The 22774-nt window shown below is 34.3% G+C and carries 27 protein-coding genes and 1 tRNA gene; 14 read left to right on the top strand and 14 right to left on the bottom strand.

Annotation, left to right across the window (positions count from 1 at the left end; genetic code table 11):
* The first annotated feature begins 8 nt into the window (after nucleotides 1–8).
* From TL18_RS02810 to TL18_RS02785, 6 genes are all read left to right on the top strand, one after another.
* Nucleotides 9–797 carry a TatD family hydrolase gene (locus TL18_RS02810; RefSeq protein ID WP_067041053.1) on the top strand — a complete coding sequence of 263 codons (789 nt, stop codon included), beginning with the start codon at nucleotides 9–11 and terminating at the stop codon, nucleotides 795–797.
* Nucleotides 798–808: 11 nt separating this feature from the next.
* Complete coding sequence (locus tag TL18_RS02805) at nucleotides 809–1000, top strand: DUF2116 family Zn-ribbon domain-containing protein (protein WP_067041052.1); 192 nt, start codon at nucleotides 809–811, stop codon at nucleotides 998–1000.
* Nucleotides 1001–1007: 7 nt separating this feature from the next.
* Nucleotides 1008–1331, top strand: a complete 324-nt coding sequence (locus TL18_RS02800) for a YbjQ family protein (protein ID WP_067041050.1) — start codon at nucleotides 1008–1010, stop codon at nucleotides 1329–1331.
* A gap of 1 nt (nucleotide 1332) precedes the next feature.
* On the top strand, nucleotides 1333–2172 hold the full coding sequence (locus TL18_RS02795; RefSeq protein WP_067041049.1) for a hypothetical protein: 840 nt from the start codon (nucleotides 1333–1335) through the stop codon (nucleotides 2170–2172).
* Nucleotides 2165–2413, top strand: a complete 249-nt coding sequence (locus TL18_RS02790; protein ID WP_067041047.1) for a hypothetical protein — start codon at nucleotides 2165–2167, stop codon at nucleotides 2411–2413. The genes TL18_RS02795 and TL18_RS02790 overlap by 8 nt, the downstream gene beginning before the upstream one ends.
* Before the next feature lie 88 nt (nucleotides 2414–2501).
* Nucleotides 2502–2714, top strand: coding sequence for a hypothetical protein (locus tag TL18_RS02785; RefSeq protein WP_067041044.1), 213 nt, complete (start codon nucleotides 2502–2504; stop codon nucleotides 2712–2714).
* A gap of 16 nt (nucleotides 2715–2730) precedes the next feature.
* On the opposite strand, the gene TL18_RS02780 is transcribed toward TL18_RS02785, so the two are convergent.
* The 3 genes from TL18_RS02780 to TL18_RS02770 all read right to left on the bottom strand — a co-directional run bounded on the left by TL18_RS02780 (nucleotide 2731) and on the right by TL18_RS02770 (nucleotide 4518).
* Complete coding sequence (locus tag TL18_RS02780) at nucleotides 2731–3093, bottom strand: M48 family metallopeptidase (protein ID WP_067041042.1); 363 nt, start codon at nucleotides 3091–3093, stop codon at nucleotides 2731–2733.
* Between the two features lie 9 nt (nucleotides 3094–3102).
* The gene (locus TL18_RS02775) at nucleotides 3103–3912 is read right to left on the bottom strand and encodes a sulfite exporter TauE/SafE family protein (RefSeq protein WP_067041040.1); all 810 of its coding nucleotides are present in this window, start codon (nucleotides 3910–3912) and stop codon (nucleotides 3103–3105) included.
* A 102-nt stretch (nucleotides 3913–4014) separates the two neighbouring features.
* Entirely contained in the window at nucleotides 4015–4518 is a 504-nt protein-coding gene (locus TL18_RS02770) for a hypothetical protein (RefSeq protein ID WP_067041039.1), read from the bottom strand.
* 346 nt (nucleotides 4519–4864) lie between these two features.
* Here TL18_RS02770 and TL18_RS02765 point away from each other — a divergent pair, with 346 nt between their 5' ends.
* From TL18_RS02765 to TL18_RS02755, 3 genes are all read left to right on the top strand, one after another.
* Nucleotides 4865–5926: a hypothetical protein gene (locus tag TL18_RS02765; RefSeq protein WP_231483649.1), complete on the top strand. Its 1062-nt coding sequence runs from the start codon at nucleotides 4865–4867 to the stop codon at nucleotides 5924–5926.
* A gap of 4 nt (nucleotides 5927–5930) precedes the next feature.
* Nucleotides 5931–6821 carry a DMT family transporter gene (locus TL18_RS02760; protein WP_067041038.1) on the top strand — a complete coding sequence of 297 codons (891 nt, stop codon included), beginning with the start codon at nucleotides 5931–5933 and terminating at the stop codon, nucleotides 6819–6821.
* Nucleotides 6822–7288: 467 nt separating this feature from the next.
* Nucleotides 7289–9184, top strand: a complete 1896-nt coding sequence (locus tag TL18_RS02755; protein ID WP_067041037.1) for an MJ1255/VC2487 family glycosyltransferase — start codon at nucleotides 7289–7291, stop codon at nucleotides 9182–9184.
* 81 nt (nucleotides 9185–9265) lie between these two features.
* On the opposite strand, the gene TL18_RS02750 is transcribed toward TL18_RS02755, so the two are convergent.
* The 4 genes from TL18_RS02750 to TL18_RS02735 form a co-directional block, all read right to left on the bottom strand.
* Complete coding sequence (locus TL18_RS02750) at nucleotides 9266–9604, bottom strand: hypothetical protein (RefSeq protein ID WP_067041036.1); 339 nt, start codon at nucleotides 9602–9604, stop codon at nucleotides 9266–9268.
* 75 nt (nucleotides 9605–9679) lie between these two features.
* The gene (locus TL18_RS02745) at nucleotides 9680–10651 is read right to left on the bottom strand and encodes a transcription initiation factor IIB (RefSeq protein WP_067041035.1); all 972 of its coding nucleotides are present in this window, start codon (nucleotides 10649–10651) and stop codon (nucleotides 9680–9682) included.
* A gap of 5 nt (nucleotides 10652–10656) precedes the next feature.
* Nucleotides 10657–10944 carry a Gar1/Naf1 family protein gene (locus TL18_RS02740; protein WP_067041032.1) on the bottom strand — a complete coding sequence of 96 codons (288 nt, stop codon included), beginning with the start codon at nucleotides 10942–10944 and terminating at the stop codon, nucleotides 10657–10659.
* A gap of 116 nt (nucleotides 10945–11060) precedes the next feature.
* Nucleotides 11061–11798, bottom strand: a complete 738-nt coding sequence (locus TL18_RS02735; RefSeq protein WP_067041030.1) for an RraA family protein — start codon at nucleotides 11796–11798, stop codon at nucleotides 11061–11063.
* Nucleotides 11799–12260: 462 nt separating this feature from the next.
* Between TL18_RS02735 and dnaG the strand changes: the two genes are divergently transcribed.
* From dnaG to TL18_RS02710, 5 genes are all read left to right on the top strand, one after another.
* A complete protein-coding gene (dnaG, locus tag TL18_RS02730; RefSeq protein ID WP_067041028.1) occupies nucleotides 12261–13505 on the top strand; it encodes a DNA primase DnaG in 1245 nt (414 codons plus the stop codon).
* 122 nt (nucleotides 13506–13627) lie between these two features.
* Entirely contained in the window at nucleotides 13628–14233 is a 606-nt protein-coding gene (locus TL18_RS02725) for a biotin transporter BioY (RefSeq protein WP_067045358.1), read from the top strand.
* Between the two features lie 44 nt (nucleotides 14234–14277).
* Nucleotides 14278–14676: a DUF1284 domain-containing protein gene (locus tag TL18_RS02720; protein WP_067041027.1), complete on the top strand. Its 399-nt coding sequence runs from the start codon at nucleotides 14278–14280 to the stop codon at nucleotides 14674–14676.
* Nucleotides 14677–14732: 56 nt separating this feature from the next.
* Nucleotides 14733–14804 (top strand) — tRNA-Gln (locus tag TL18_RS02715).
* Between the two features lie 29 nt (nucleotides 14805–14833).
* Nucleotides 14834–16018 (top strand): ATP-grasp domain-containing protein, encoded by a 1185-nt coding sequence (locus tag TL18_RS02710; protein ID WP_067041024.1) that lies wholly within the window; start codon nucleotides 14834–14836, stop codon nucleotides 16016–16018.
* Between the two features lie 268 nt (nucleotides 16019–16286).
* Here the strand turns inward: TL18_RS02710 and TL18_RS02705 are convergent, their stop codons facing one another.
* The 7 genes from TL18_RS02705 to TL18_RS02675 are packed head-to-tail and all read right to left on the bottom strand — an operon-like array spanning nucleotide 16287 to nucleotide 22729.
* Nucleotides 16287–16973 (bottom strand): V-type ATP synthase subunit D, encoded by a 687-nt coding sequence (locus TL18_RS02705; protein ID WP_067041021.1) that lies wholly within the window; start codon nucleotides 16971–16973, stop codon nucleotides 16287–16289.
* Nucleotides 16974–17000: 27 nt separating this feature from the next.
* Entirely contained in the window at nucleotides 17001–18392 is a 1392-nt protein-coding gene (locus TL18_RS02700; RefSeq protein WP_067041018.1) for a V-type ATP synthase subunit B, read from the bottom strand.
* Nucleotides 18393–18394: 2 nt separating this feature from the next.
* A complete protein-coding gene (locus TL18_RS02695) occupies nucleotides 18395–20137 on the bottom strand; it encodes an ATP synthase subunit A (protein ID WP_067041015.1) in 1743 nt (580 codons plus the stop codon).
* A complete protein-coding gene (locus TL18_RS02690; protein WP_067041012.1) occupies nucleotides 20134–20451 on the bottom strand; it encodes a V-type ATP synthase subunit F in 318 nt (105 codons plus the stop codon). The genes TL18_RS02695 and TL18_RS02690 overlap by 4 nt, the downstream gene beginning before the upstream one ends.
* A complete protein-coding gene (locus tag TL18_RS02685) occupies nucleotides 20448–21602 on the bottom strand; it encodes a V-type ATP synthase subunit C (protein ID WP_067041010.1) in 1155 nt (384 codons plus the stop codon). The genes TL18_RS02690 and TL18_RS02685 overlap by 4 nt, the downstream gene beginning before the upstream one ends.
* A 16-nt stretch (nucleotides 21603–21618) precedes the next feature.
* Nucleotides 21619–22230: a V-type ATP synthase subunit E gene (locus tag TL18_RS02680; protein WP_067041007.1), complete on the bottom strand. Its 612-nt coding sequence runs from the start codon at nucleotides 22228–22230 to the stop codon at nucleotides 21619–21621.
* Between the two features lie 13 nt (nucleotides 22231–22243).
* Complete coding sequence (locus TL18_RS02675; RefSeq protein ID WP_067041004.1) at nucleotides 22244–22729, bottom strand: ATP synthase subunit K; 486 nt, start codon at nucleotides 22727–22729, stop codon at nucleotides 22244–22246.
* Between the last annotated feature and the right edge of the window lie 45 nt (nucleotides 22730–22774).

Genomic DNA, 22774 nt, shown 5'->3' with positions numbered 1-22774 from the left:
GTGATTTAGTGGATAATCTTGTCGATATTGGCTTAAACCTGATGCATTCCTCATTCAAAAAGGACAGGGTTGAAATTATTGAAGAAGCCAAAAAAGTTGGTGTTAATCAGTTTATCATTACAGGAACCAACGTGCATTCAAGCCAGATGGCTGCCGAATATGCTTCAAAATATCCTGGAACCTTGTTTTCAACTTCAGGTGTTCATCCCCACGATGCAAAAACATGCAATGGGCACACCATGTTTGAACTTGAAAAGATATCTAAAAATGATTGTGTTGTTGCAATCGGAGAATGCGGTCTTGACTATAACAGAAACTTTTCACCGCAAGACCTTCAAAGAAAATGGTTTGAAGCCCAGATAGAAGTGGCCGAAAGAACCGATTTGCCTTTATTTCTACATGAAAGAGAAGCGCACAAAGACTTATACACCATTCTAAAAAGACATGACAGTGTTATTGAACGCTCTGTAGTTCATTGCTTTACAGGAACAAAACAGGAAGCACAAAATTACATTGATTTAGGTTGTTTTATTGGTGTTACAGGTTGGATTTGTGATATGAAAAGAGGAAGAGACCTGCAGGAAGCTGTAAGTGTAATTCCTCCTGAAAAATTGATGATTGAAACAGATGCACCGTTTTTAATACCTAAAAACTTTGACAAGAAACCTAAAAAAAATAGAAATGAACCAAAATATTTACCCCACATCCTCAAAACAATTGCACTCTGCATGGGAATGGATGCAGAGGAACTTGCAGTTCAAGTTAATAAAAATACTAAAGAATTCTTTAAAATATAGGAGATGAAAAAATGGCAGTAGAACCTCATAAACATTGTCCAATATGTGGAACCCCAATTCCATTGAACGAACTAGTATGCTCACCAGATTGTCAGAAAGTCTGGGATGCAAGATTAAACCAAAGAAAAAGATCACAAATAATCTTATATATAGTCATTGCAATTTTCCTGATTATATGGGCCATAATGACATTCATGAAATAGTGGTAATATGATTTTAACTTCAGCAAATACATTAGAAAACAAGCAAATTATAGATTATAAGGGTCTTGTTACCGGAGAGTCTTTAATCGGTTCCAATATTTATAAAGACTTATTTTCAGGCGTTCGTGATGTTGTAGGCGGTAGAACTTCACAATATGAAGAAGAATTGGAGAAAGCCCGTAACATTGCCTTTGAAAGTATGGAAGAAAAAGCTAAAAGCTTAGGTGCTAATGCAATAATCGGACTTAAGATTTCTTATGATAACCTCGGAGGTACCATGGGAAATACCATCCTTGTAACAGCATATGGCACCGCCGTGAAATACGAATAGCATGAAAATTAAAGGCGAAGAAGTAGTTTGGAAAGACTTATTTTTGGCACTGTTATGTATTGCCGCAGGTACAGCATCAGGTCTTATATTATATTGGTTTTTTTATGTGCATCACATAGCCATATTCGGATGGAATCTAGCACTTATATTTGCACCGCTTCTTGCTGGAGCTGTTGAAACTATAATGGCCAAAAAGCTTATAGGTAGAGATTTAGGTGCCATAAGCGCATTAATTCTTTTTGTTGACACTACAGTGCATAGTTTTATCTTGAAAAATCCTACATTAGGAATGAATGCTATTACAGCAGGGTCAATCGTTGTAATACTTCAAGCAGCATTTCCAACACTGATCAACTATATTCTCATGATTGTTATCGGATTGATAGCATCCGCATTAAAATGGAATTTTAACACCATTAAAAAAATATTTGGACGCGGACAACCTGAAAAAAATGATGAACTAATTGATTATGATGAAAAAGAGAGCGATGAAATTCTAAACAGTTTAGACTTCTATTTTGTTACAACCCCAGATATGGGATATGCACATTATGAAAAATTAGAATTTTTCGAAAGTCATGTAATAATTAAAAATGAAGATGAAATAGATATTAAAGAACATGACCAAATTGAAGAAATTCGTTTATTATTGGTTAAAAAAGGAATAAATGAATGTTTAATTAACCTAGCCAATCAAATAAAAGAAAATGGAGGAAACGGTGTTCTAGATTTAACTATAATACCCGGATTGGTTGGATTGGGTGGCGACCATATCCACATAACCGCAACCGGAATGGGAATAAATTTAAATCAAGAACAACAAACAGAAAAGCATGAATAGCGAAGACTTTATAAGCCAATTGATTTCTGAAACAGGTTTGACACAAGAGCAAGGAGTTGCAGCAAATGGTATTTTCGAAAGTACCTTTTTGGCAGGCAACAAAAACAAGGATTTCATCATTGCTCAAATAGTTGAAAAATTGGGTGTTGATGAGTCACAGGCAAACATGATCTACAATGTTGCCATTGGATTGCTCACAACAGGTGTCTTATCTAAAATCAAAGGAATTTTCAAAAAATAAGGAGAATAACTCTTCTTATTTTTTATTTTTTAAAGATAATCTTTTTTTAAAAATCATTTTCTAAAAAGCATTACTAAGAGGTTAAAACATGGAAGGCGAAGGAAATATAATCATACCCATCATTGGATACATAGTTGCACTAGTATCTCCAATTTTAGGTTTGGTTTATGGAACAATAATGTTCTTTTACAAAAAGGACGTGGAATTATACCGCAAACACGGAAGGTATCTAATCTACTTTTCAATAGTCATATTTGTCATTAACCTAATATTGGTTTATGGGCTAGGATGGTTTAGATAGTTAAATGAACTAATATTCATTTAACCAATTCATTTAATCTTTTTTTAAACTCATCATTCTTTTTACAATTACTGATAGCTTCCTTTAAAATGTCTTTTTCCTCATCAGTTTTTCCCTGTTTTTGGTAAATGTTTATAAGGGCTTCATAAGCCTTTTGAGAATCCGGCAAAACAAAAATGACCTGCCTGTACAATTCACAGGCTTCATCCAATTTACCTGATTTTTCCAGATATTGCGCTTCATTCATCAAATCCTTAATATTATCGAATTTCCCTTCCCTTTTAGGTTTTATTTTCCCTTCAACATTTTTTAATTTATCGAAAATGCTGTCTGCTTTTTCAGCATCAAAGTTTTCTCCGATTTTTCTGTCTCCACTCATTCTATCACCTCACGGTAAAATACCCAACATTTTTAATGCCATATATAAGACCAATACTGAAAATATTATTTTTAGCTTTTTTTGAGGAACCTTATGTGCCATTTTAGCTCCAAGTGATGCCATTGGCACTGAAAAACAAGCAATCAAAATAAAATTAATAATGCTCACATAACCTATTGAATATGGAAATGTGCTAACTCCCCAGCCTGAAATCATATAAGACAAAAATCCTCCAACAGCTGTCAAGCTAATGAATATTGAAGATGTTCCAATAGCTTCTATCATTGAAAATCCGAGCAGTGCTGTTAGGATGGCTATTAAAAATACTCCTCCGCCAACACCCAAAAGTCCTGATGAAAAACCAACAAGCAATCCTATTATTCCAATTGAAATCCAATTAAATGGGATTTTGGCTTCTTCCCTTTCCTTATTGATATTGACGATATTGTTAACTGTAATGAACAACAGTAAAAGGCCAAAAATTATCTCCAGAACTCTTGAAGGCAGGACTGAAGCAACAAAACCGCCCAGTGCACCACCAATAATTCCAAAAATACCTAAACGAATTCCTGGCTTTAAGATATTGTCCATTGTTCTGGTATGCCTATAAGCACCGCTAATAGATGTTGGAATAATGATTGCCAAACTTGTTCCAAAAGAGATTAAGATTGCAAGATCTGGCGATACTCCAATGTACTTTAACAGGAAATATTGCAGAGGAACAATTAAAAATCCTCCACCAACACCTAAAAGCCCTGATGCAAAACCGGCACAGATACCAATTAAAATCAGTCCTATGAAATATTCTATTGGAAACATATCAATTAAAATATTGTATGCTTTTGATAAATATTACTTATCATTTGTCTTTGGAATATTTTAAAAAAAAATAAGAAAAAATAGAATTAAATTTTTATAATTCTATTTGAATAATGAAATGAGGGTTTCTTTATTTGGAGCAAATAATTCAACTAATTTTCCATCTTTGATGTAGTTAAATGATACTCCATCGTCATATTCTTTAAAGTATCCATCAATGTCATTGATTTTTTCGGCTACAGTATCATTAGCTGGTGTGTATGATGATGCGTTAAGTTCATCGTCACCGTAGACCACTTTGATAATTATTGAATCATTATCTTTGTCAAATTGTACTGCAGATATTTTAAAACCAGGGAATGCATCTTGATCAGTATCATTTCCAACTAATCTAGCACTTTCATTTTCCACATATCCTTCAGGGATGGTGAATTCTAAACCTTGTATTTTAACATGGTTATTTTCTACACTAACGTCTCCACCGTCACTGTTACTTTCTGAACTGGAACTAAAATTAAAGCTCCAACCATCATCTGCACTTACTGCACTGATGGTTACACAAATTGCGAGTAAAACAACTCCCATCATTAAAAATTTTCTTTTCATATTTTCACCATTGCTTTTTAAATTGTATGTAAGAATCTCTTCTGTATGTAATAATATTTTGTCATTAATATATTAAACTTACTATAATCCCAAGAATTCATTTATATAGATGTAAAAATGCACGGAATAATAATCCAAAATATTTTTTTTGTCGAAACATGAATCTAATTTAGTAAGACGCTTTCATGCTCAAATCAAATAATTTAAACACAATCATTTTAAGTGGAATATTTTAAAAAAATTTAGATGGAAGATTTCCTTCAAAAGCGGATAGATATCCGACACCTCCCTGCTGCGGAAACACAAACATCATTTATTTAAAGTATTAATAATTAAAGTATTGTTAATGAAACTTAACAAAACCATATTACTTGGATTTATATTCATACTCCTTGCCGGAGTAATCTTTGTAACCGATATCTTAAATCCAATCATAAGGCCAATAACTTATTTATTCCTAATGGGATCCTCAAAAGGAAAAGACATTATGTTTTTCGGCCTTTTAGGTTTATTTATGATTTTATCCCAAGCAATTGACAGAGAAATCGACGTTACAAAATATTTGAAGATGTCAATCATAATCGGCAGTATTTTATTAGTTTCAGGCATCATTTTAGAAATTGTATTCAGAATGCAAATGGGCATTAAACTCAACACAGTATTTTGCTCAATGTCCAACACAATGAGTTCTACAAGCATTCTGCATACTCACTTGTTGAAGTCCATTTTAGGCAAAGTCCTAACTCAAATAATGGGACCGTTTATTCAGGGAGGCATTAATACTGGCGTCGGCCTATATTCATATGTTCCAAGTGCCGGTTTTTTAGTGATTTTGTTAATACCTATACTATTTGCAACACTCGTTTTAGCATGCCAAAAACGCCCATGGTTTACAACATCCCTAATAGCTTTCTTTTCAAGTTGCCTAATCATTGGAGCAATCGATGGTGGAATGTGGGGAACACCCGCACTTGTAGGGATTTTAGGATTATATCTAGTCTACAGAAACGGATATTACTTGAATTACATTGTAGGCAGCATACTTAACGATGAGGAATTACTCAGGGAAAACGAATCAATACAGCCGACATACAGAAATATCGGTTTAAGTAAAACCAGATACTTATTTAACCGCTTCCTTCCTTACATCATAGTCATTTTCATCATAGCTTTGAGGTTCACAATTGCTTTGGCCGGAGCGGAACCTGACTACTATACTGTAGAAATTGCAAATATCTCAGACAACGTTGATTTTGGAGCCATTCCGATTGAAAAGATAAGCAATGAAAGATATCATGTAGATTCATCATACAATGAGATGGAATTAATCAACGATTTGAAGATTCCTCTAAAAGATAAATGCGAATACTACACGGTTTCATGGAATGCCTATTCTTATTTAGAGTGATTTTATGAGAAAAATCTATTTAATTTTGCCCATTCTTGCAGGAATAATGTTTGGATCAAGCGGCGTTTTTGTTCGAACATTGACTCAAAACGGAATCGATTCTACCACCCTCCTATTTTTAAGGTTTTCAATAGCCATCATTCCCATATTGATTGCCATTCTGGCAACTGATAAAAGTCTGTTTAAGATAGATTTGAAGGATATTCCCTTATTTTTAGTTTGCGCAATCTGCATTGTAGGGCTTAATCTGTGCTATAATGAATCAATGAATACTGTGCCATTGTCTTTGGCTGCAGTTTTATTGTCCACTGCACCGATTTTTGTATTGATATTTGCATATGTGCTGTTTAAAGAAAAGATTACATCTAGAAAAGTGATTTGCATGATGATGGCTATTGCAGGATGTGTGCTAATGACAGGGGTCTTTGAAAGCAATATTTTAAACATTCCTCCATTTGGAATATTATTGGGTTTTGGCGCTGCAATATTTTGGGCGATATATCTTATGGCTTCCAAAAAATCAATTGAAGATGGAAAACATACCTTTACAATCCTTTTCTATTCAATTATCCTTATTTCAATAGGATTAATACCGTTTTCCAATTTCAATCAGATATCAAGTTTCATTTCAATCAATCCTGTTTTGACCATAATATTTCTAATTCTACACTCTACTTTTTCATTTGCCTTGCCGTATATCCTGTCAACATTGAGCCTGAATTATATTGACTCCGGCGTTTCATCCATACTGCTGTCAGGTGCCGAACCTTTTGCGGCATTGATTTTCGGATTGATATTTTATAGAGAGATTCCAACAATTCTGATGTTTACCGGATTCATATTAACTATAGTGGCCATGATGCTTTTAGGTAAAAATGAAAGTACTGAAAATTAATTTTTGTTATTGCAGAGAGAGGTGCATTTCAAGTGTAATTTCTTTAAAATTTAACATTTAGAAAATAAAGAAGAAACAAACATATTTTAAGGTTTTTAACACTGATATTGACCGAATTGAAAAAACGAATATACAAATCATGATAAATTGGAAACATGGCAAAAATTTTGACTTACTCGGAAAGAAATCCCATACAGTAAATTATAATAAACGTTTAAAATTCAAAAATAAGAAATATTTAACAGTAATTATTAAAATCAAAAATTATCAGCAATATCTGAATGAAACGAAGTTGAATTAAATCTCAAATAGCTAAAACAAAAAAATCATAAAAAACCCGATTTCATGCAAAAATATCCCAATTCTAGAAAAAAAATTCATTCCAGACAATCCAAAAAACAAAGTCAAATCACACAAAAAGGCCTTTTTTACAAATATTTATTAATTTAAAAAATAAATCTTAACATATGATTTTCAGCATTGTTATACCTACTTATAATGAAGAAGAATACCTCCCAATTCTCCTAGACAGTATCAAAGAGCAAGATTTTGATGATTATGAAGTCATTGTAGCTGATGCGAACTCAACCGATAAAACAAAAGAAATTGCGGAAAGCTACGGTTGCATAGTCGTAGAGGGAGGCATGCCGGCAGTAGGTAGGAACAATGGTGCAAAAGCGGCTAAAGGAGATATTTTAATATTCCTGGATTCTGATTTAAAGCTTACAGAAGATTATTTAAGAGATGTCCTATACGAATTTCAAATGGAAAGACTTGGAATAGCCATTACTCAAATGAAACCATTGTCAAATAAGGTAGAGGACAAGCTGTTCCATGAATTTGCAAATTATTTCATGATAAGCGTTGAAAACATCAAACCTCACGGTGCGGGATGCTATGGAATCATCGCAAAAAGATCATTGCATGAAAAATGCAATGGATTCGATGAATCACTTACCTTTGGTGAAGATACAGATTACATTGAACGATTGGCAAAAATAGAACGCTTTAAAGTATTAAGAAATGCTAAGATTGGTGTTTCAACAAGAAGGCTTGAAGAAGAGGGCATTGTTACCTTAATCCAGCAATACGGTAAAAGTACAGTAAATGACTTTTTAGGAAAAAGAACCGATGCCAGTGAACTGAACTATAACTTCGGCCACAGCACAGAAACTCTTTCAAAATCAAAATTGAGTAGGCTGGAAAGGGGCACTGAAAGAATAAACGAACTTAAAGGAACTTACGATGAATCCCTTCAAAAGATTAACAGAACCCGGCAAAGAATAAACACTAACAAGAAAAAAAGAGACAAGAAAGTGGTATTCTATTGCGCATGCGGAGAAGGAATGGGTCATGCAATAAGAACCGGAGTAATCGTTGACAAAATTAAAGAAAAATATGACGTTTACATATTCTCAAGCGACAGGGCATACGAATACCTGAATTCTAAATTCGATAATGTTTATGAAATTGGCGGATTTAACACCGTATACATCAACAATAAGGTAAACAACTTAAGGACACTTTCAAATGCAATAAAAAGAAATCCAACCAACATGAAGGTAGGATATGAAAAACTATATAAAAAAGCAAGGGAATTAAAGCCTGATGTTATAGTGACCGACTTTGAGATATATGCCACAATGGTTTCAAAATTGCTCAGCATTCCATTAATAAGCCTAGACAATATCCATATGATAACACAGACAAAAATCGATTATCCCAAAAAACATTATGCCGAAATGATAAAGGCAAAAGGTGTAATCAAAACATATGTCGTCAAGCCAAAAGTGCATATTTTAACCAGTTTCTTTTATCCGAAAGTCAGACCAAGAAAAAATGCGGTAATATACCCACCTATTATACGTGAAGATATCCTAAAACTCGAACCTAGTGAAGACGACCACATTATCGTTTATCAAACCAGTAAGGAAAGTGTGAAGCTTGTAAATAAGTTAAAATCTCTTAAAAACGAAAAGTTCATCGTTTATGGTTTCAACAAAAACGAAGTGGATGAAAATTTAACCTATAAGGAATTTAACGAAGATGTATTTTATGATGATTTGGCTTCATCAAAGGCAGTAATCTGCAATGGAGGATTTACATTCATTTCAGAAGCAATATGCCTTAAAAAACCAATTTATTCTGTTCCTGCAATCGGAAACTTCGAGCAAACTCTAAACGGATTCTACGTGCGAAAGCTAGGATACGGGGAATACCATGAAGTAATGAGCCCTCAAAAAGTTAAGGCTTTCTTAAACAGACTTCCAACATATAAGGAAAAGCTATCCAGAGTTAAAAAGACAAATAATGAAGGAATTGTCCAGGAACTAATTTACAGAATCGAAAAATACTCCAGATAAAAAAATAGAGTTTTAACTATTGCATGTATTTCTAGAGTGCTTTATTGTTTTAATCACGTTTCCAAAATTTAACATCCTGTTCTAAACAGTTACTTTTTCCATATCGATAATATATTCCTCAGTAGCCGAATGATTGCTCCATTCATGGAATTTTGAATCCCACTGGGTTGCAAAAACCAAATCATCACCAATATCTTCAAAATTAGACTTTATGGCAGACAATAACTCTTCAAATAGTTTATAATCTTTACTTCCCTCATTATAGGGATTTGAAGGAAGAGATTTTTTCAATTGATTACCCTCATAAAATTCAATAATCTTGTCATATTCGTCAATGGGCACAGTTATATCTGCAATCCCTCGAATATAAATCCTTTTAGCTTCAGGATGGGTAATGGTGAATAAACAATAATCGGTCATGGAAAAATACTCCTAGAATAATCAATGAAATAAAAAATGGTTTAATATTAAAAAAAAGAAATAAAAAAAGAGTGTCTATAAAGTTACACCCATTTCTAATTGTTCAGTTAATTCTTTGTATCTGTTTCTTATGGTTACTTCAGTAACGCCAGCAATATCTGCTACATCCCTTTGTGTTTTTCTCTCACCGAGTAAAACTGATGCGATGTACAATGCAGCCGCTGCTACACCAGTAGGTCCTCTTCCAGAGGTTAATCCTTTTTCCATTGCCTTTTCAATGATTTCAATAGCTTTGGATTGTGCTTCACCGGATAATCCCAGTTCTGAAGCAAATCTAGGAACATAGTCCACCGGAGAAGTTGGTGGCAATTTAATGTTTAACTCACGGGTCAGGAATCTGTATGTACGGCCCACTTCTTTTTTAGTAACTCTTGATACTTCCGCAATTTCGTCTAAAGTACGTGGTACATTACAACGTCTGCATGCAGCGTATAATGATGCTGCAACTACTCCTTCAATACTTCTTCCTCTAATCAATTTGTTATCTACTGCACTTCTATACACTACGGATGCAGCTTCCCTTACGCTTCTTGGAAGACCTAACCTTGAGGAGTCACGGTCAAGTTCACTTAATGCAAACGCCAAGTTTCTTTCGGTTGCACCGGAAATTCTGATTTTTCTTTGCCATTTTCTTAATCTGTACCATTGAGCTCTGTTTCTTGCAGGAATATCACGACCGTAAATATCCTTGTTTCTCCAATCGATCATGGTACTTAAACCTTTATCGTGAATAGTGTATGTGATTGGAGCACCTACTCTTGTACGCTTATCTCTTTGTTCGTGGTCGAAAGCTCTCCATTCAGGACCCATATCAACAAGATTTTCATCAATGACTAATCCACAACGAGCACATACTACTTCTGCTCTTTCATAGTCACCAATTAATTCAGTAGAACCACATTCTGGACATACGGTTTGTTTGTCTTGGTTGTAAACATCATCTTGAGTGCCAGATTTTTCTGCAGTTTTGCGTCCTCTCTTTGGAATTTCTTCTACTTTTTGTGTCGTGGTCTCATCCTCCCTTTTCTAGACTTTTTGGATTTTTGTTTTGATACAAATAGTTTTTCACCACAGTTTTTCGCAATTTCATCTCTATTAGCTGATTTAAACAATCTAATTGAGATATAGGGCTGCTTAGTTGGCCCAAATACATAACCGACCTTACCAATTTTATTTTTACGACTATCGAAAACAATTGCACCTGGTGAAGGTGTTTTGGTAGATCTAGCTATTAATTTTCCAGAGTTTGCAATATGCAAACTATTACCTAAAAATTTCATAAAATCAAACTTAAAATCAAATCTGTATCATTTATATAATTAAATGGAACTAGTATATAAACTTATCGATATATTTATATATAAATATTATTTTATATTTAAAAGCTTTTCTATTTTTATCTGAGCCCAACTATCTCAGCTAAGGTTATGCCATCGGCAATATCATTAATGATTTTTGACTCTTTCAATTTGACGCCTAATGTGGCAATCATTGTTTTGGCAAATAACTCCTTCGGAATAACAACAATACCACTCTCATCAGCTATGAAAAAATCACCAGGATTGATCTTGACATCCTCGACTTCAATAGGCTCATTTAAACTGCCCAGGCCTAAAGGCAAACCTGCATTTGGACAGAAATTACTTGCAAAAACCGGATAGTCCATGTATAAAAGAGCATCCAAATCACGTGCTGAACCGTAAATTACGGTTGCCTTGATTCCATTGTCGCGTGCACAAGTGGAAGCCAGTTCGCCCCATATTGCCTTATCATCACCATTTACCTTAAAAAATAAAATATCTCCTGGATTGGCCTCATCAATAGCTATTGCAGAGGTTCCCCAATCATCGCTGTCTGTTTCGACTGTGAAAATGGATCCCCAAACCTTTTGGTTGTTGATTGGCTTAATAGATTGGATTGTGCCTGACCTTTTTGAAATTGAGTTGTATGCATCTGAAACCTGACAGGCTGAAACATTGTCTAATAAAGATTGTAAATGAATGTAAGCATCATAGTTTTTTCCATTGAATTTCAAATCGTCAATAGTGACATTTTTAAGATTAATTTTTTCAATATCAACACGTTTGTTTAGATTTTTATTTTTGTTTAATACATCTTTTGGACTGATTGACATGAACTCACCAAATTTTCTCCTTGTATAATATATTATCCGATAAACTTAAAATATATTTCACTCCTATAACACACTTTATATATTAGTTTAACCAAAAATATTAAACATAGTATTTAGAAAAAATACTTAATTATTATATACTCAATTAGAGTTTATTTACATTTAATCATTCTTATAATTATTATTAATTAATTCAAAGACAGGAGAAAACATTATTAAGGAAAATAAAAGTTAAAAAATTTATAAGTTTCAAATCACGATTAGAGATATGAGAAAATAGCAACCCCTTAATAGTAAGACTTCCTGAATGTATTAACTCTTTTTTTAGTGTATAATAGGTCTCAAAAAGACAAAAATTAAACATGTTTATCGTATAATTTATGCAAGTTTACCTTCTAAAAATCATTTACAATTTTTAGATTTACATAAATTATCCCGATTAATAAGCTCGGAGGCTTAAAAATGGGAAAAGGTGAAGAATTAACTACAACAAAATACTTAATACATGCTCAAATTAACGCTAACGGTATTGTAGAAAAACCAGATGTTGTTGGTGCTGTATTTGGGCAAACTGAAGGTTTACTTAGTAATGATTTAGATTTAAGAGAACTCCAAAGAACTGGAAGAATCGGAAGGATCCAAGTTAACATCCACTCCAACAGTGGAAGGGCAAAAGGTGAAATAGTAATTCCTTCCAGTCTTGATAGAGTCGAAACCGCCATCCTTGCGGCATCTCTTGAAACTATTAACCGTGTAGGTCCTTGTGAAGCTGAAATTCAAACTACAAAAGTTGAAGATGTAAGGGCTGTCAAAAGGGAGCAAGTTGTCAACCGTGCAAAAGAAATCTATAAAAACATGGTTGAAAGCGTTGGTCCAACCAGTATGAGAATGATTGAAGAAGTAAGGGAAGCCATGAGAGTTCATGAAATCTCTGAATATGGTGAAGATCGTTTGCCTGCTGGTCCTAGCATCCACACATCCGATGCAATCATTGTAGTGGAAGGACGTAGTGACGTTTTAAACTTACTCAAATATGGTATTAAAAACACCGTAGCTGTTGAAGGTGTCAGCGTACCACGTTCAATCGGCGAACTCAGTAAAAAAAGAACAACAACCGCATTTGTTGATGGTGACAGAGGCGGAGAACTTATCTTAAAAGAACTCCTTCAAATTGGAGACGTTGACTACATTACCCGTGCTCCAAAAGGAAAAGAAGTTGAAGACTTGGAAAAAGATGAAGTGTTAGTCGCTTTAAGAGATAAAGTCCCAACTGCACAGTTCTTAGCTACCTCAAACATCTTGAATGACAATAACGGTAAAAAAGAAAACAACAGACACAACGGCAGAAACAACAATAAAAAACAAAGATACAATAATAACCGCCGTGAAGAAGCTGCTCCTGAACCTGAAATTATCGAAGACGATGAAGTCAGCTTAATGAAAGACATGCTAAAAGAATTCGAAGGCACAGGAAGCGGAGCCATTTTGGATGAAGCATTGAATATGACCAAAGAAGTTGAAGTGGAAAACATCTATGAAGAGATTAAAAACATTGATGGAACTGCTGATACTGTAATATTTGATGGAGTAATCTCCCAAAGACTTGTTGATGTGGCATCACAAAAAGGAATCAACAAGTTAGTTGCTTTCAAAACCGTAAATATAGTTAAAAAACCGCAAGATGTGAAAATCATAACTATAGATTAAATATGAGAATAACCTAATTCTCATCTTATTTTTTTTATTAAATCCCTTAAGATTCGAAATAATAATATAATATAAAGAACAAAAACTAAATAGTATTCGGAAATTGGAGGTAAAAAATGAATATCAATTTGGATAATTATTATAGTACCAGAAAAAATGTTTTTGAAAGAATTCAAGATGCCAGTACTGCAACCAAGTTACTCATGTCCTTAATGATGGCATGTTTTACTGGTATAATGGCACAAATCATTATCCCGCTCCCATGGACTCCAGTTCCTATAACTGCACAGACTTTTGCAGTATTATGTTCTGGTTTATTCTTAGGTAAAAAATACGGATGCCTAAGCCAAATTCTATATATTGTTTTAGGTGTTGCATTCATCCCTTGGTTTGGAGGAATGACCGGCGGGCTTGACATATTCTTAGGTTCAACTCTCGGATTCTTCATTGGATTTGTCATTGCATCATACTTTATTGGGGCAATAACTGAAAAATATGCAAAAGCACGTAACTTTACAAGAATGGCAATCGTGATTGGAATTGCAAATTTCGCTTTGATTTACATTCCAGGTCTTGCAGGTCTTGCATTATGGTATAGCTTAACTCAAGGCGCAACCATTGGCGTTGTTGATCTTTTAATGATGGGTCTTGTACCATTCATTGTAGGAGATATTGTAAAGATTTTAGGTGCAGCATCTGTTTCTAAAGTATTCTTACCAAAAGACTAAAAAGGTTTTTTAACCTTTCTTTTTTTATTATTTTTTTGATTAATATGAAACTATTCTTAAGAGGACATCACTTATTATGCCTTAAGGGTTTTCAGGGCTACGGATACGATGAAAACTTTACTGAAAACATGATTGAGGTCAATGAAAAAAGAAAATTACCTCAGACAAATGTTTATCTGACAAACGCCCCTGACGACATTTGCAAAGCATGCCCCAATCTGAAAAATAATATTTGCGGCGATGAATTGCAAAATGAAAGAATCATAAATATGGACAATGAAGTGTTAAATAAATTAGATATTTCAAAAGAGCATAATTCTGTTGATTTATTTGAAAAAATTGATAATATTTTTAATACAAAAGAAAGCGTTTCTAAAATTTGTTTTGAATGTATGTGGCATGATAAATGCTTATTTTACCAAAAATTATCAAATAACCGATAGATATAAATACTACATGATAAATATATATTAAATGTTGTAATAATACAGCACATTATAGTCCCGTAGGGTAGTGGTAATCCTTCTAGGCTTTGGACCCGGAGACGGCGGTTCGACTCCGCTCGGGACTATTTCTAAAAACTATTTTTATTGATATTTTATGAAAAAGCTATTACTTATTGGAATTGATACAAGAAGTATGCTTAACAGTGCATTGCAGCTAGACTATGAAATATACTCCACTAGTTACTTTTCCACATCAGATACTCCAACCATCAAAAATCAGAAAATTATTCTAAATGAAAGTGTGGATGAAAGTTGCGGTGTTTTTGAAAATGAGTTCAATCCTCAAAACCTTTTGGATATCTCAAGAGATTACATTGATGAGGTTGACCATATAATTCCAATCTCAGGTGTTTCGCCAAGCGACTTTTCAAAAAAAGATCGAAAGAAAATTTTGGGAACCTCTGATGTTGGAAACATTGAGGATAAATTCAAATTCTTTAAAAGAATTGAAAATAAATTTTTAACACCTATGACTTTTAGGTTAAGTGATATAGGTGAAGCATTTGAAATAAGTGAAAATTACAATGACATTCAATTTATTTTAAAACCCGTTAAAGGAAGTGGAGGGTATGACATAACTCTTTTAGATAATGTGGAAGAGTTGCAATTTAGTGACAATGAATTCATTTTGCAGGAATATGTGGAGGGCATCAACCTAAGTTCATCATTATTGGCCAGCCAGAATGATTCAAAAACAATAATCAATTCAAGACTGCTTACCGAGAATGACTTTGAAAAAAATAACAGCTTCATATATGTTGGAAATATTTTGCCTCTGACAGACGAGTCAATAATGGCGAAAGTGAATGACATCGATGGGATAGTTCACCAAATGAAAACAACATCCGAAAAACTAGCTAAGGAATTTAAGTTGCTGGGTTCAAATGGCGTTGACTATGTTCTTAATGAAAATGGATTATATGTTATCGAAATCAATCCTCGACTTCAGGGGACATTCGAATGTGTTGAAAAGTCATTAGGCATAAACATGCTAGATGCCCACATCAAGGCATGCCAAGGTGAAATAGTAAATATTCCAAAACCGAAATGTTACTCCTACAAAAAAATTATCTATTCTCCAACAAGGATGAAATACGAAAAAATAGATTTGGACAACATCTATGACCTTCCCCACATCGGATCAATAACTGAAAAATCACAGCCGTTGCTAACAATAATTGATACTGATGAAGATTTTAAAGAATTATTTGAAAAAGTAGAATCAGCAAGCAAAAAAGTAAATGAAGTTGCTAAAAAAGCCCAACTAGATGGCAAATGAATAATATTACACCAAGAGTTATCATAAAAGTGGTAATAATCATTGCACGAGTCATCCAGATAAATAACTTCGCTTTATTATCAGGGTCTTTCATAAATTGGTCAATTGGATTTCTTTTCATTTTTACACCGTTTTCTGGAATTTCCAGTAAGAAAAATTTTTACAGTAACTAAATTAAAATAACTATTTTTAAAAACTAATTAAAATTTGAGCTTTAAATAATAAAATAAATAAAAATAAAAGAAAATGAGAAGTAAAAGAGAAAAATTTAAGCTTCTGCATTTTGAGCTGCTTCAGCTGCAGCAGCTGCTTTTTCATTTTTCTCCATTGTTGATCTAATCATTTTCAATCTTACGAAGTTTTCTCTTTCCATTTCTTGGAGTCTCATATCAATATACTTTTCAGTATTTTGGAATCTTGGAATCATAATGTGTTCTAAAGCATTTACTCTACGTTTTGTAGCTTCAATTTCTTCAGCGAGTAAGAAAATAGTTTTTTCTACTTCACCAAGTTCAATTAAATACTTAAGAGATTCCTCGAATTTCTTTGCAGCTTCGTCTAATTGTATTGTGGTGTCTGAAAAACCGTAACCCCTGTCAATAAGAGATCTTTCTTCCATTTTAACATTGGTTACAGGTACTGCAACACCCATTACACTTCTTGATGTAATTTCTACATCAATGGATTCTTTAACAGATAATGCTGCTTTCTTAACAGCCAAATCACCCATTGCAATTTGAGCTTCAAGTAAAGCATCATTAGCTTCCTGTAGACTTAATTCTGCATTTTCACGAATACCTTTGACACGATCCAAGATATCAAAAAACTCTTTAATTAAAGCATCCCTTTTCTCTTTGAGTAAACCATGCCCTTTAACAGCAAGTTTAGTTCTGTTTTTAAGAGATAATAACTCCATACGAGTTGGATTAATTCCATCTATAATATCTTGTGCCATTTAATCACCTACATTACTGTAATGAGATTAGTCATCTTTTGGAAGGTATTGTTCAATAAATTCTTCTTTAACCCTTTTGAGTTCTGTTTTAGGTAAGATTTTGAGTAAACTCCAACCAAGGTCTAAAGTTTCAAAGATGGTTCTGTCTTCATCTTTACTTTGGGTAATGAATTGGTCTTCAAATGCTTGTGCAAATTCTAAGAATTTTTGATCCCTTTCAGTAAGTGCTTCTTCCCCTACAACCGCAACTAAGTCTCTTAACTCACGACCTTCTGCATATGCAGAATAGAGTTGGTCAGATACACCACTGTGGTCATCCCTAGTTTTGTCTCCACCAATACCACCACTCATCAAACGAGAAAGTGAAGGAAGTACGTCTACAGGAGGGTAAATACCTTTCCTTGAGATTTCCCTACTTAATACGATTTGTCCTTCGGTAATATAACCGGTTAAGTCAGGAATTGGGTGAGTAATATCGTCTTGAGGCATAACTAAGATAGGCATTTGAGTAATAGAACCTTCTTTTCCATCAATACGTCCTGCTCTTTCATAGATACCTGCAAGGTCAGTATACATGTAACCAGGATAACCTCTTCTTCCAGGTACTTCTTCCCTTGCTGCGGAAATTTCCCTTAAAGCTTCGCAGTAGTTGGTCATATCTGTTAAGATAACCAATACTTGCATACCTAAGGTAAATGCATAATATTCAGCAGTAGTTAAAGCCATTTTTGGAGTTAAGATCCTTTCAATAGCAGGGTCGTCTGCTAAGTTCATGAATACTGTTAATTTTTCTAAAGCTCCAGTACGTTCGAAGTCTCTCATAAAGAAGTTTGCTTCTTCGTTTGTAATACCCATTGCTGCGAAAATTACTGCAAATTCGTCGTCAGCACCTAATACTTTAGCTTGTCTTGCAATCTGTACAGCTAAATCGTTGTGAGGTAAACCAGATCCTGAAAAGATAGGAAGTTTTTGTCCTCTTACTAATGTGTTCATTCCGTCAATGGTAGAGATACCAGTTTGAATAAATTCTTCAGGGAATTCACGAGAAGCAGGGTTCATAGGAGCCCCGTTAATATCCAATTCTTCGTCTGGAATAATTTCTGGTCCACCGTCAATAGGTTTACCAATACCGTTAAAGATACGTCCCATCATGTCTCTGGATACACCAATTTTAGCTGTTTGACCAGTGAATCTTGTTTTAGTATCTTTTGTGTTTAAGTCATTAGTTCCTTCGAATACTTGGATAACAGCAACATCTTTAGTTACTTCAAGAACTTGTCCACTTCTTTTTTCACCAGTAGGTGTTTCAATATCTACAATTTCATTGTAACCAACGCCTTCTACTCCTTCAACAACCATTAAAGGACCTGAGACTTCAGATACAGTAGTATATTCTCTAGTTTTAATATTTGTATTCATTTTTAAGCCTCACTGCATTGTTTAGTAATTGCGGATTGAATTTCAGCAATTTTTTCATCAAATTCATCTTGGTGTATGTATTTCATTTTACCGATTTCTTCTTTAACAGGTAAAGCTACAATATTTGCAATTGGTGCTCCTCTGTTAACAGCTGCAAGAGATTCTTTGTAGAATAATAAAATGGTTTTTAACATTTTGTACTGTTTATCAGGTGCACAGTATGTATCTACATCATCAAATGCGTTTTGTTGTAAGAAATCTTCTCTTAACATACGGGTAGTTTCTAAAGTAGCTTGGTCAGTTTCAGGTAATGCATCAGGACCAACTAACTGTACAATTTCTTGTAACTCGGATTCTTTTTGCAATAAGCTCATAGCTTCGTCACGAGTTGCTCTCCAGTCTGCAGCTACATTTTCAGAATACCATCCTTCAATACTGTCGATATACAATGAATAACTTTGCAACCAGTCGATTGAAGGGAAGTGACGTTTATCCGCAAGAGATGCATCTAACGCCCAGAACACTTTACAGATACGTAATGTGTTTTGTGTAACAGGTTCGGATAAGTCCCCACCAGGAGGGGATACTGCACCTACTACAGAAATGGATGCTACTTTTGATTCTGTACCGATAGTTTCTACTCTTCCAGCTCTTTCGTAGAATTGAGCTAATCTGGATGCTAAGTATGCAGGGTAACCTTCTTCCCCAGGCATTTCTTCTAATCTTCCTGAAATCTCCCTCATAGCTTCTGCCCATCTTGAAGTTGAGTCAGCCATAAGCGCTACATCATAACCTTGGTCACGGTAGTATTCAGCAATTGTCATACCAGTATATACACATGCTTCACGAGCTGCTACCGGCATGTTAGAAGTGTTTGCAATAAGAACAGTTCTGTCCATCAATGGGTTTCCAGTTTTAGGGTCGTCAAGGAATGGGAATTCGGTAAGTACGTCAGTCATTTCGTTACCACGTTCACCACATCCAATATATACAACAATGTCTGCATCTGCCCATTTAGCTAATTGTTGTTGTGTAACAGTTTTACCTGATCCGAATGGTCCAGGAATAGCTGCTGCCCCACCTTTAGCTACAGAGAAGAAAGTGTCTTGTGCTCTTTGACCAGTTACTAAAGGAACATCAGGGTCTAATTTTCTTACATAAGGACGGCTTCTTTTTACAGGCCATTTTTGGAGCATTTGTATTTTTTCACCGCCGACTTCAGCGATGTCATCTAATACAGTGTATTCGCCTTCAGCTGCGATTTCGGTTACTTCACCTTCAACGGTTGGAGGAACCATGATTTTGTGCAATACTGCGGAGGTTTCTTGTACTTCACCAAGTACGTCTCCAGCTTGTAAAACATCTCCAACTTTTGCTACAGGTTTGAAAGCCCATTTTTTCTCTTTGTTAATGGAATCTACATCAATACCCCTTGCAATGAAATCACCAGATACTTCTCTGATGATTCTTAAAGGTCTTTGAATACCATCGTAAATAGAACTCATAATTCCAGGACCAAGTTCTACAGACAATGCTCCACCAGTACATTCAACTACTTCACCCGGTTGGATACCGGCTGTTTCTTCATATACTTGGATAGTTGCGGTGTCACCTTCAAGCTCAATGATTTCCCCGATAAGCTTTTCGTCACCTACCCTAACCATCTCAAGCATCTGAGCCCCTTTCATACCATCTGCGACAATAACAGGCCCAGCAATCTTAATAATATTTCCTTCAATAATCATTTAACCATCTCTACCCCGATAACTCTTTTAATAAGGTCATTTATTTGATCAGATGATCCTCCTGAGGACCCATCTTTATCAGGTATTTCAATTATCATTGGTAATACATCAGAACCAATTTTCCTATTAATATGTTCTCTTATTTCGTTTGCCATTAACTGAGTAATGATAATAATTGAAATTTCGTCTTCGAAAAATTTATCAAAAGCTGCAATAGCTTCTTCAGAAGTATTGACTACTTCTGCTTTTTTGACACCACCAAGTCTAAATCCTGAAACAGTGTCAATATCACCAATAATTGCTACTGAACTCATATTAACATCTCCATGATTTTAGAATTAGGGAAGTCTGCTTCTCTTTTTGCTCTTGCAATAATTTTCAAATTTTTAATTTCGTTTTCTTTTTGACTTAAATAACCAATAATTGGACCAATACCTAATGGTTTTTTAGATGCTAAAGATTTTGAATAATCGGAAGCATAAACATCTAATGCTTTTTCGAATACTGCAACTGAACCGGTTTCATTGTAAACAGGCATCACATCAGTCAATGCATCAGAGTATTTTGTTCCTTCTAATCCGGATATTACGTTTGTAACATCAGGAGATTCCATTAAATCTTTAAGTTTCCATTCACGTAATTGGTATCCTTCTTCTAATATATAAGGAGAGATTGCATCATAATCAAGGCCATCTTCTTTAGCCCTTATAATTAGTTTAAGATTAGCAACATCAACTTGAGTTCCAACATAGGAATATAAAATTTGTTTATTTTCATCAGATGGAACATCAGTAGAACGTAATAATTTGCCTAAATAATATTTATCTAAAGCAGATTCTAATGGAAGAACCATATTAGTATCTTCATATTGTGGAAGAGCATCTTCTAAAGCTTGTGCATATTCAGTGCCATCCAAACTTGTGACAATATCAGTTACATTTTCAGCATCGGCTAAAGATTCTAACTCGCTGTATAAAGATCCGGAAGGAATTAATAATTCTTTGGTTTCTTCAGCGGAAAGACCTACTTCTTTTGCGGTTAAAAGACTTTTGATATTATCAATATCAGCCTTTTTAGACATTACAACAAAAGGATCTTTGATATCTTTAGGAGCTAATCTTGCAACAAAGTTGTAAGTATTAGCACGTTCAACATCTAATGCTTTATCAAGTGGATATTCATCTAAAACATCCGCATACTCAGGAATACCTTTGAGATAGTTTTCGACTTCTTCAACGTTGTTTGTTTCAACAATTTCAGAAATTTGTTTTTCATCAAATAATCTTCCTTTTCTAGCTCTTACTCTTGCACTTGGGTTAAGATAAGGATAAATGTCCAAAATTGGTCTAGATGTAATGATTACAACTACTGCACCAACAATAAGTAATGCGATAACACAAAATACCAGGAAAGTGTCTTGTGTAAGTCCAACAGAACTTATTAATGTAGCAATTTCATCTGCCATAATTTATCCTCCTAATTTATTTAAATAAAACGTTAGCAACTTCACTACGTAAGATACTTTTATATCTTTCTAATCTTGCTTCAATAGTGTTATTTACTTCAATATCTCCATTACTTGTTTTTAAGATAGCTCCACCAATAGTCTTGATAGGTTCACCTAATTTGAATTTGACACCATCTAATTCAAAAGTATTGTCTGAAGATATTTCTTCTTTCAATTTGTTTGTGTCAGCTTCATTTAATTGAATAATTAAATCATTACCGCCAATTTCATCAGCAGCTTCTTTAATCATTTTACTTAATGAATCTTTATAATCTTCATTACCTTCAGCAGCTTTTTGTTTTAGCTCACCAGTAGCTTGACTAAAAGCCGCTTCGATAACATCTTCTTTAGCGTCTAATTTTGCTCTACGAGCATTCATCTTAGCTTCAGAGATAATTTGCTGATATCTCATCTCAGATTGTTTTTTACCGTTATCTTTAATTTTTGCAGCTTCTACTTCAGCAGTTTTTTCAGCTTTTGCTTGAATTGCTGAAATTTCCGCATTAGCATCTTGAATGATTACATCAGCTTTCCCTTGGGCTTCAGACATAATGCTTGAAACAATTTTATCTGTGCCTGAGCTCATATAAATTGCCTCCTTAACCTAAGATTCCACCGAATACCATAAGTAAAATAGCAATCAAGAAACCGTAAATAGCTTGTGTCTCTGGTAATGCAGAGAAAATAATACCACGAGCAAACATATCATTGTCTTCTACAATAGCGCCAACAGAGGATGCTGCTGCCATACCTTGTCCCATACCGGAACCTAAACCAGCGAAACCAATGGATGCACCTACACCAATAGCTACAATACCTGCTTCAGTAGGTAATCCTTGTCCTCCACCTAATAATCCTGAGAATACTAATAATAAGATTGCAACCAAGAACCCATAAATAGCCTGAGTTTCTGGTAATGCAGAGAAAATAATACCTCTTGCAAACATGTCATTGTCTTCTGCAACTGCACCTACGGAACCAGCAGCTGCCATACCTTGCCCTAAACCGGAACCTAATCCAGCAAAACCAATTGCTACTCCAGCACCAATAGCTGCTAAAGCAGTACCTAAAGCAATTTCTGCCATATTTTATCACCTTTGAAATAATATTGATTTTTTTAATTTAATTTA

Origin of the sequence: Methanobrevibacter sp. YE315 (genome assembly GCF_001548675.1) — an archaeon.
In the GTDB taxonomy this organism is placed as follows: domain Archaea; phylum Methanobacteriota; class Methanobacteria; order Methanobacteriales; family Methanobacteriaceae; genus Methanocatella.
This window is presented reverse-complemented; position numbering and strand designations above follow the sequence as displayed.

Coding starts and splice junctions, on each gene's coding strand:
- TL18_RS02805 (WP_067041052.1), top strand. CDS start 809: ATGGCAGTAGAACCTCATAAACATTGTCCAATATGTGGAACCCCAATT.
- TL18_RS02800 (WP_067041050.1), top strand. CDS start 1,008: ATGATTTTAACTTCAGCAAATACATTAGAAAACAAGCAAATTATAGAT.
- TL18_RS02795 (WP_067041049.1), top strand. CDS start 1,333: ATGAAAATTAAAGGCGAAGAAGTAGTTTGGAAAGACTTATTTTTGGCA.
- TL18_RS02790 (WP_067041047.1), top strand. CDS start 2,165: ATGAATAGCGAAGACTTTATAAGCCAATTGATTTCTGAAACAGGTTTG.
- TL18_RS02785 (WP_067041044.1), top strand. CDS start 2,502: ATGGAAGGCGAAGGAAATATAATCATACCCATCATTGGATACATAGTT.
- TL18_RS02780 (WP_067041042.1), bottom strand. CDS start 3,093: ATGAGTGGAGACAGAAAAATCGGAGAAAACTTTGATGCTGAAAAAGCA.
- TL18_RS02775 (WP_067041040.1), bottom strand. CDS start 3,912: ATGTTTCCAATAGAATATTTCATAGGACTGATTTTAATTGGTATCTGT.
- TL18_RS02770 (WP_067041039.1), bottom strand. CDS start 4,518: ATGAAAAGAAAATTTTTAATGATGGGAGTTGTTTTACTCGCAATTTGT.
- TL18_RS02765 (WP_231483649.1), top strand. CDS start 4,865: ATGAAACTTAACAAAACCATATTACTTGGATTTATATTCATACTCCTT.
- TL18_RS02760 (WP_067041038.1), top strand. CDS start 5,931: ATGAGAAAAATCTATTTAATTTTGCCCATTCTTGCAGGAATAATGTTT.
- TL18_RS02755 (WP_067041037.1), top strand. CDS start 7,289: ATGATTTTCAGCATTGTTATACCTACTTATAATGAAGAAGAATACCTC.
- TL18_RS02750 (WP_067041036.1), bottom strand. CDS start 9,604: ATGACCGATTATTGTTTATTCACCATTACCCATCCTGAAGCTAAAAGG.
- TL18_RS02740 (WP_067041032.1), bottom strand. CDS start 10,944: ATGAAATTTTTAGGTAATAGTTTGCATATTGCAAACTCTGGAAAATTA.
- TL18_RS02735 (WP_067041030.1), bottom strand. CDS start 11,798: ATGTCAATCAGTCCAAAAGATGTATTAAACAAAAATAAAAATCTAAAC.
- dnaG (WP_067041028.1), top strand. CDS start 12,261: ATGGGAAAAGGTGAAGAATTAACTACAACAAAATACTTAATACATGCT.
- TL18_RS02720 (WP_067041027.1), top strand. CDS start 14,278: ATGAAACTATTCTTAAGAGGACATCACTTATTATGCCTTAAGGGTTTT.
- TL18_RS02710 (WP_067041024.1), top strand. CDS start 14,834: ATGAAAAAGCTATTACTTATTGGAATTGATACAAGAAGTATGCTTAAC.
- TL18_RS02705 (WP_067041021.1), bottom strand. CDS start 16,973: ATGGCACAAGATATTATAGATGGAATTAATCCAACTCGTATGGAGTTA.
- TL18_RS02700 (WP_067041018.1), bottom strand. CDS start 18,392: ATGAATACAAATATTAAAACTAGAGAATATACTACTGTATCTGAAGTC.
- TL18_RS02695 (WP_067041015.1), bottom strand. CDS start 20,137: ATGATTATTGAAGGAAATATTATTAAGATTGCTGGGCCTGTTATTGTC.
- TL18_RS02690 (WP_067041012.1), bottom strand. CDS start 20,451: ATGAGTTCAGTAGCAATTATTGGTGATATTGACACTGTTTCAGGATTT.
- TL18_RS02685 (WP_067041010.1), bottom strand. CDS start 21,602: ATGGCAGATGAAATTGCTACATTAATAAGTTCTGTTGGACTTACACAA.
- TL18_RS02680 (WP_067041007.1), bottom strand. CDS start 22,230: ATGAGCTCAGGCACAGATAAAATTGTTTCAAGCATTATGTCTGAAGCC.
- TL18_RS02675 (WP_067041004.1), bottom strand. CDS start 22,729: ATGGCAGAAATTGCTTTAGGTACTGCTTTAGCAGCTATTGGTGCTGGA.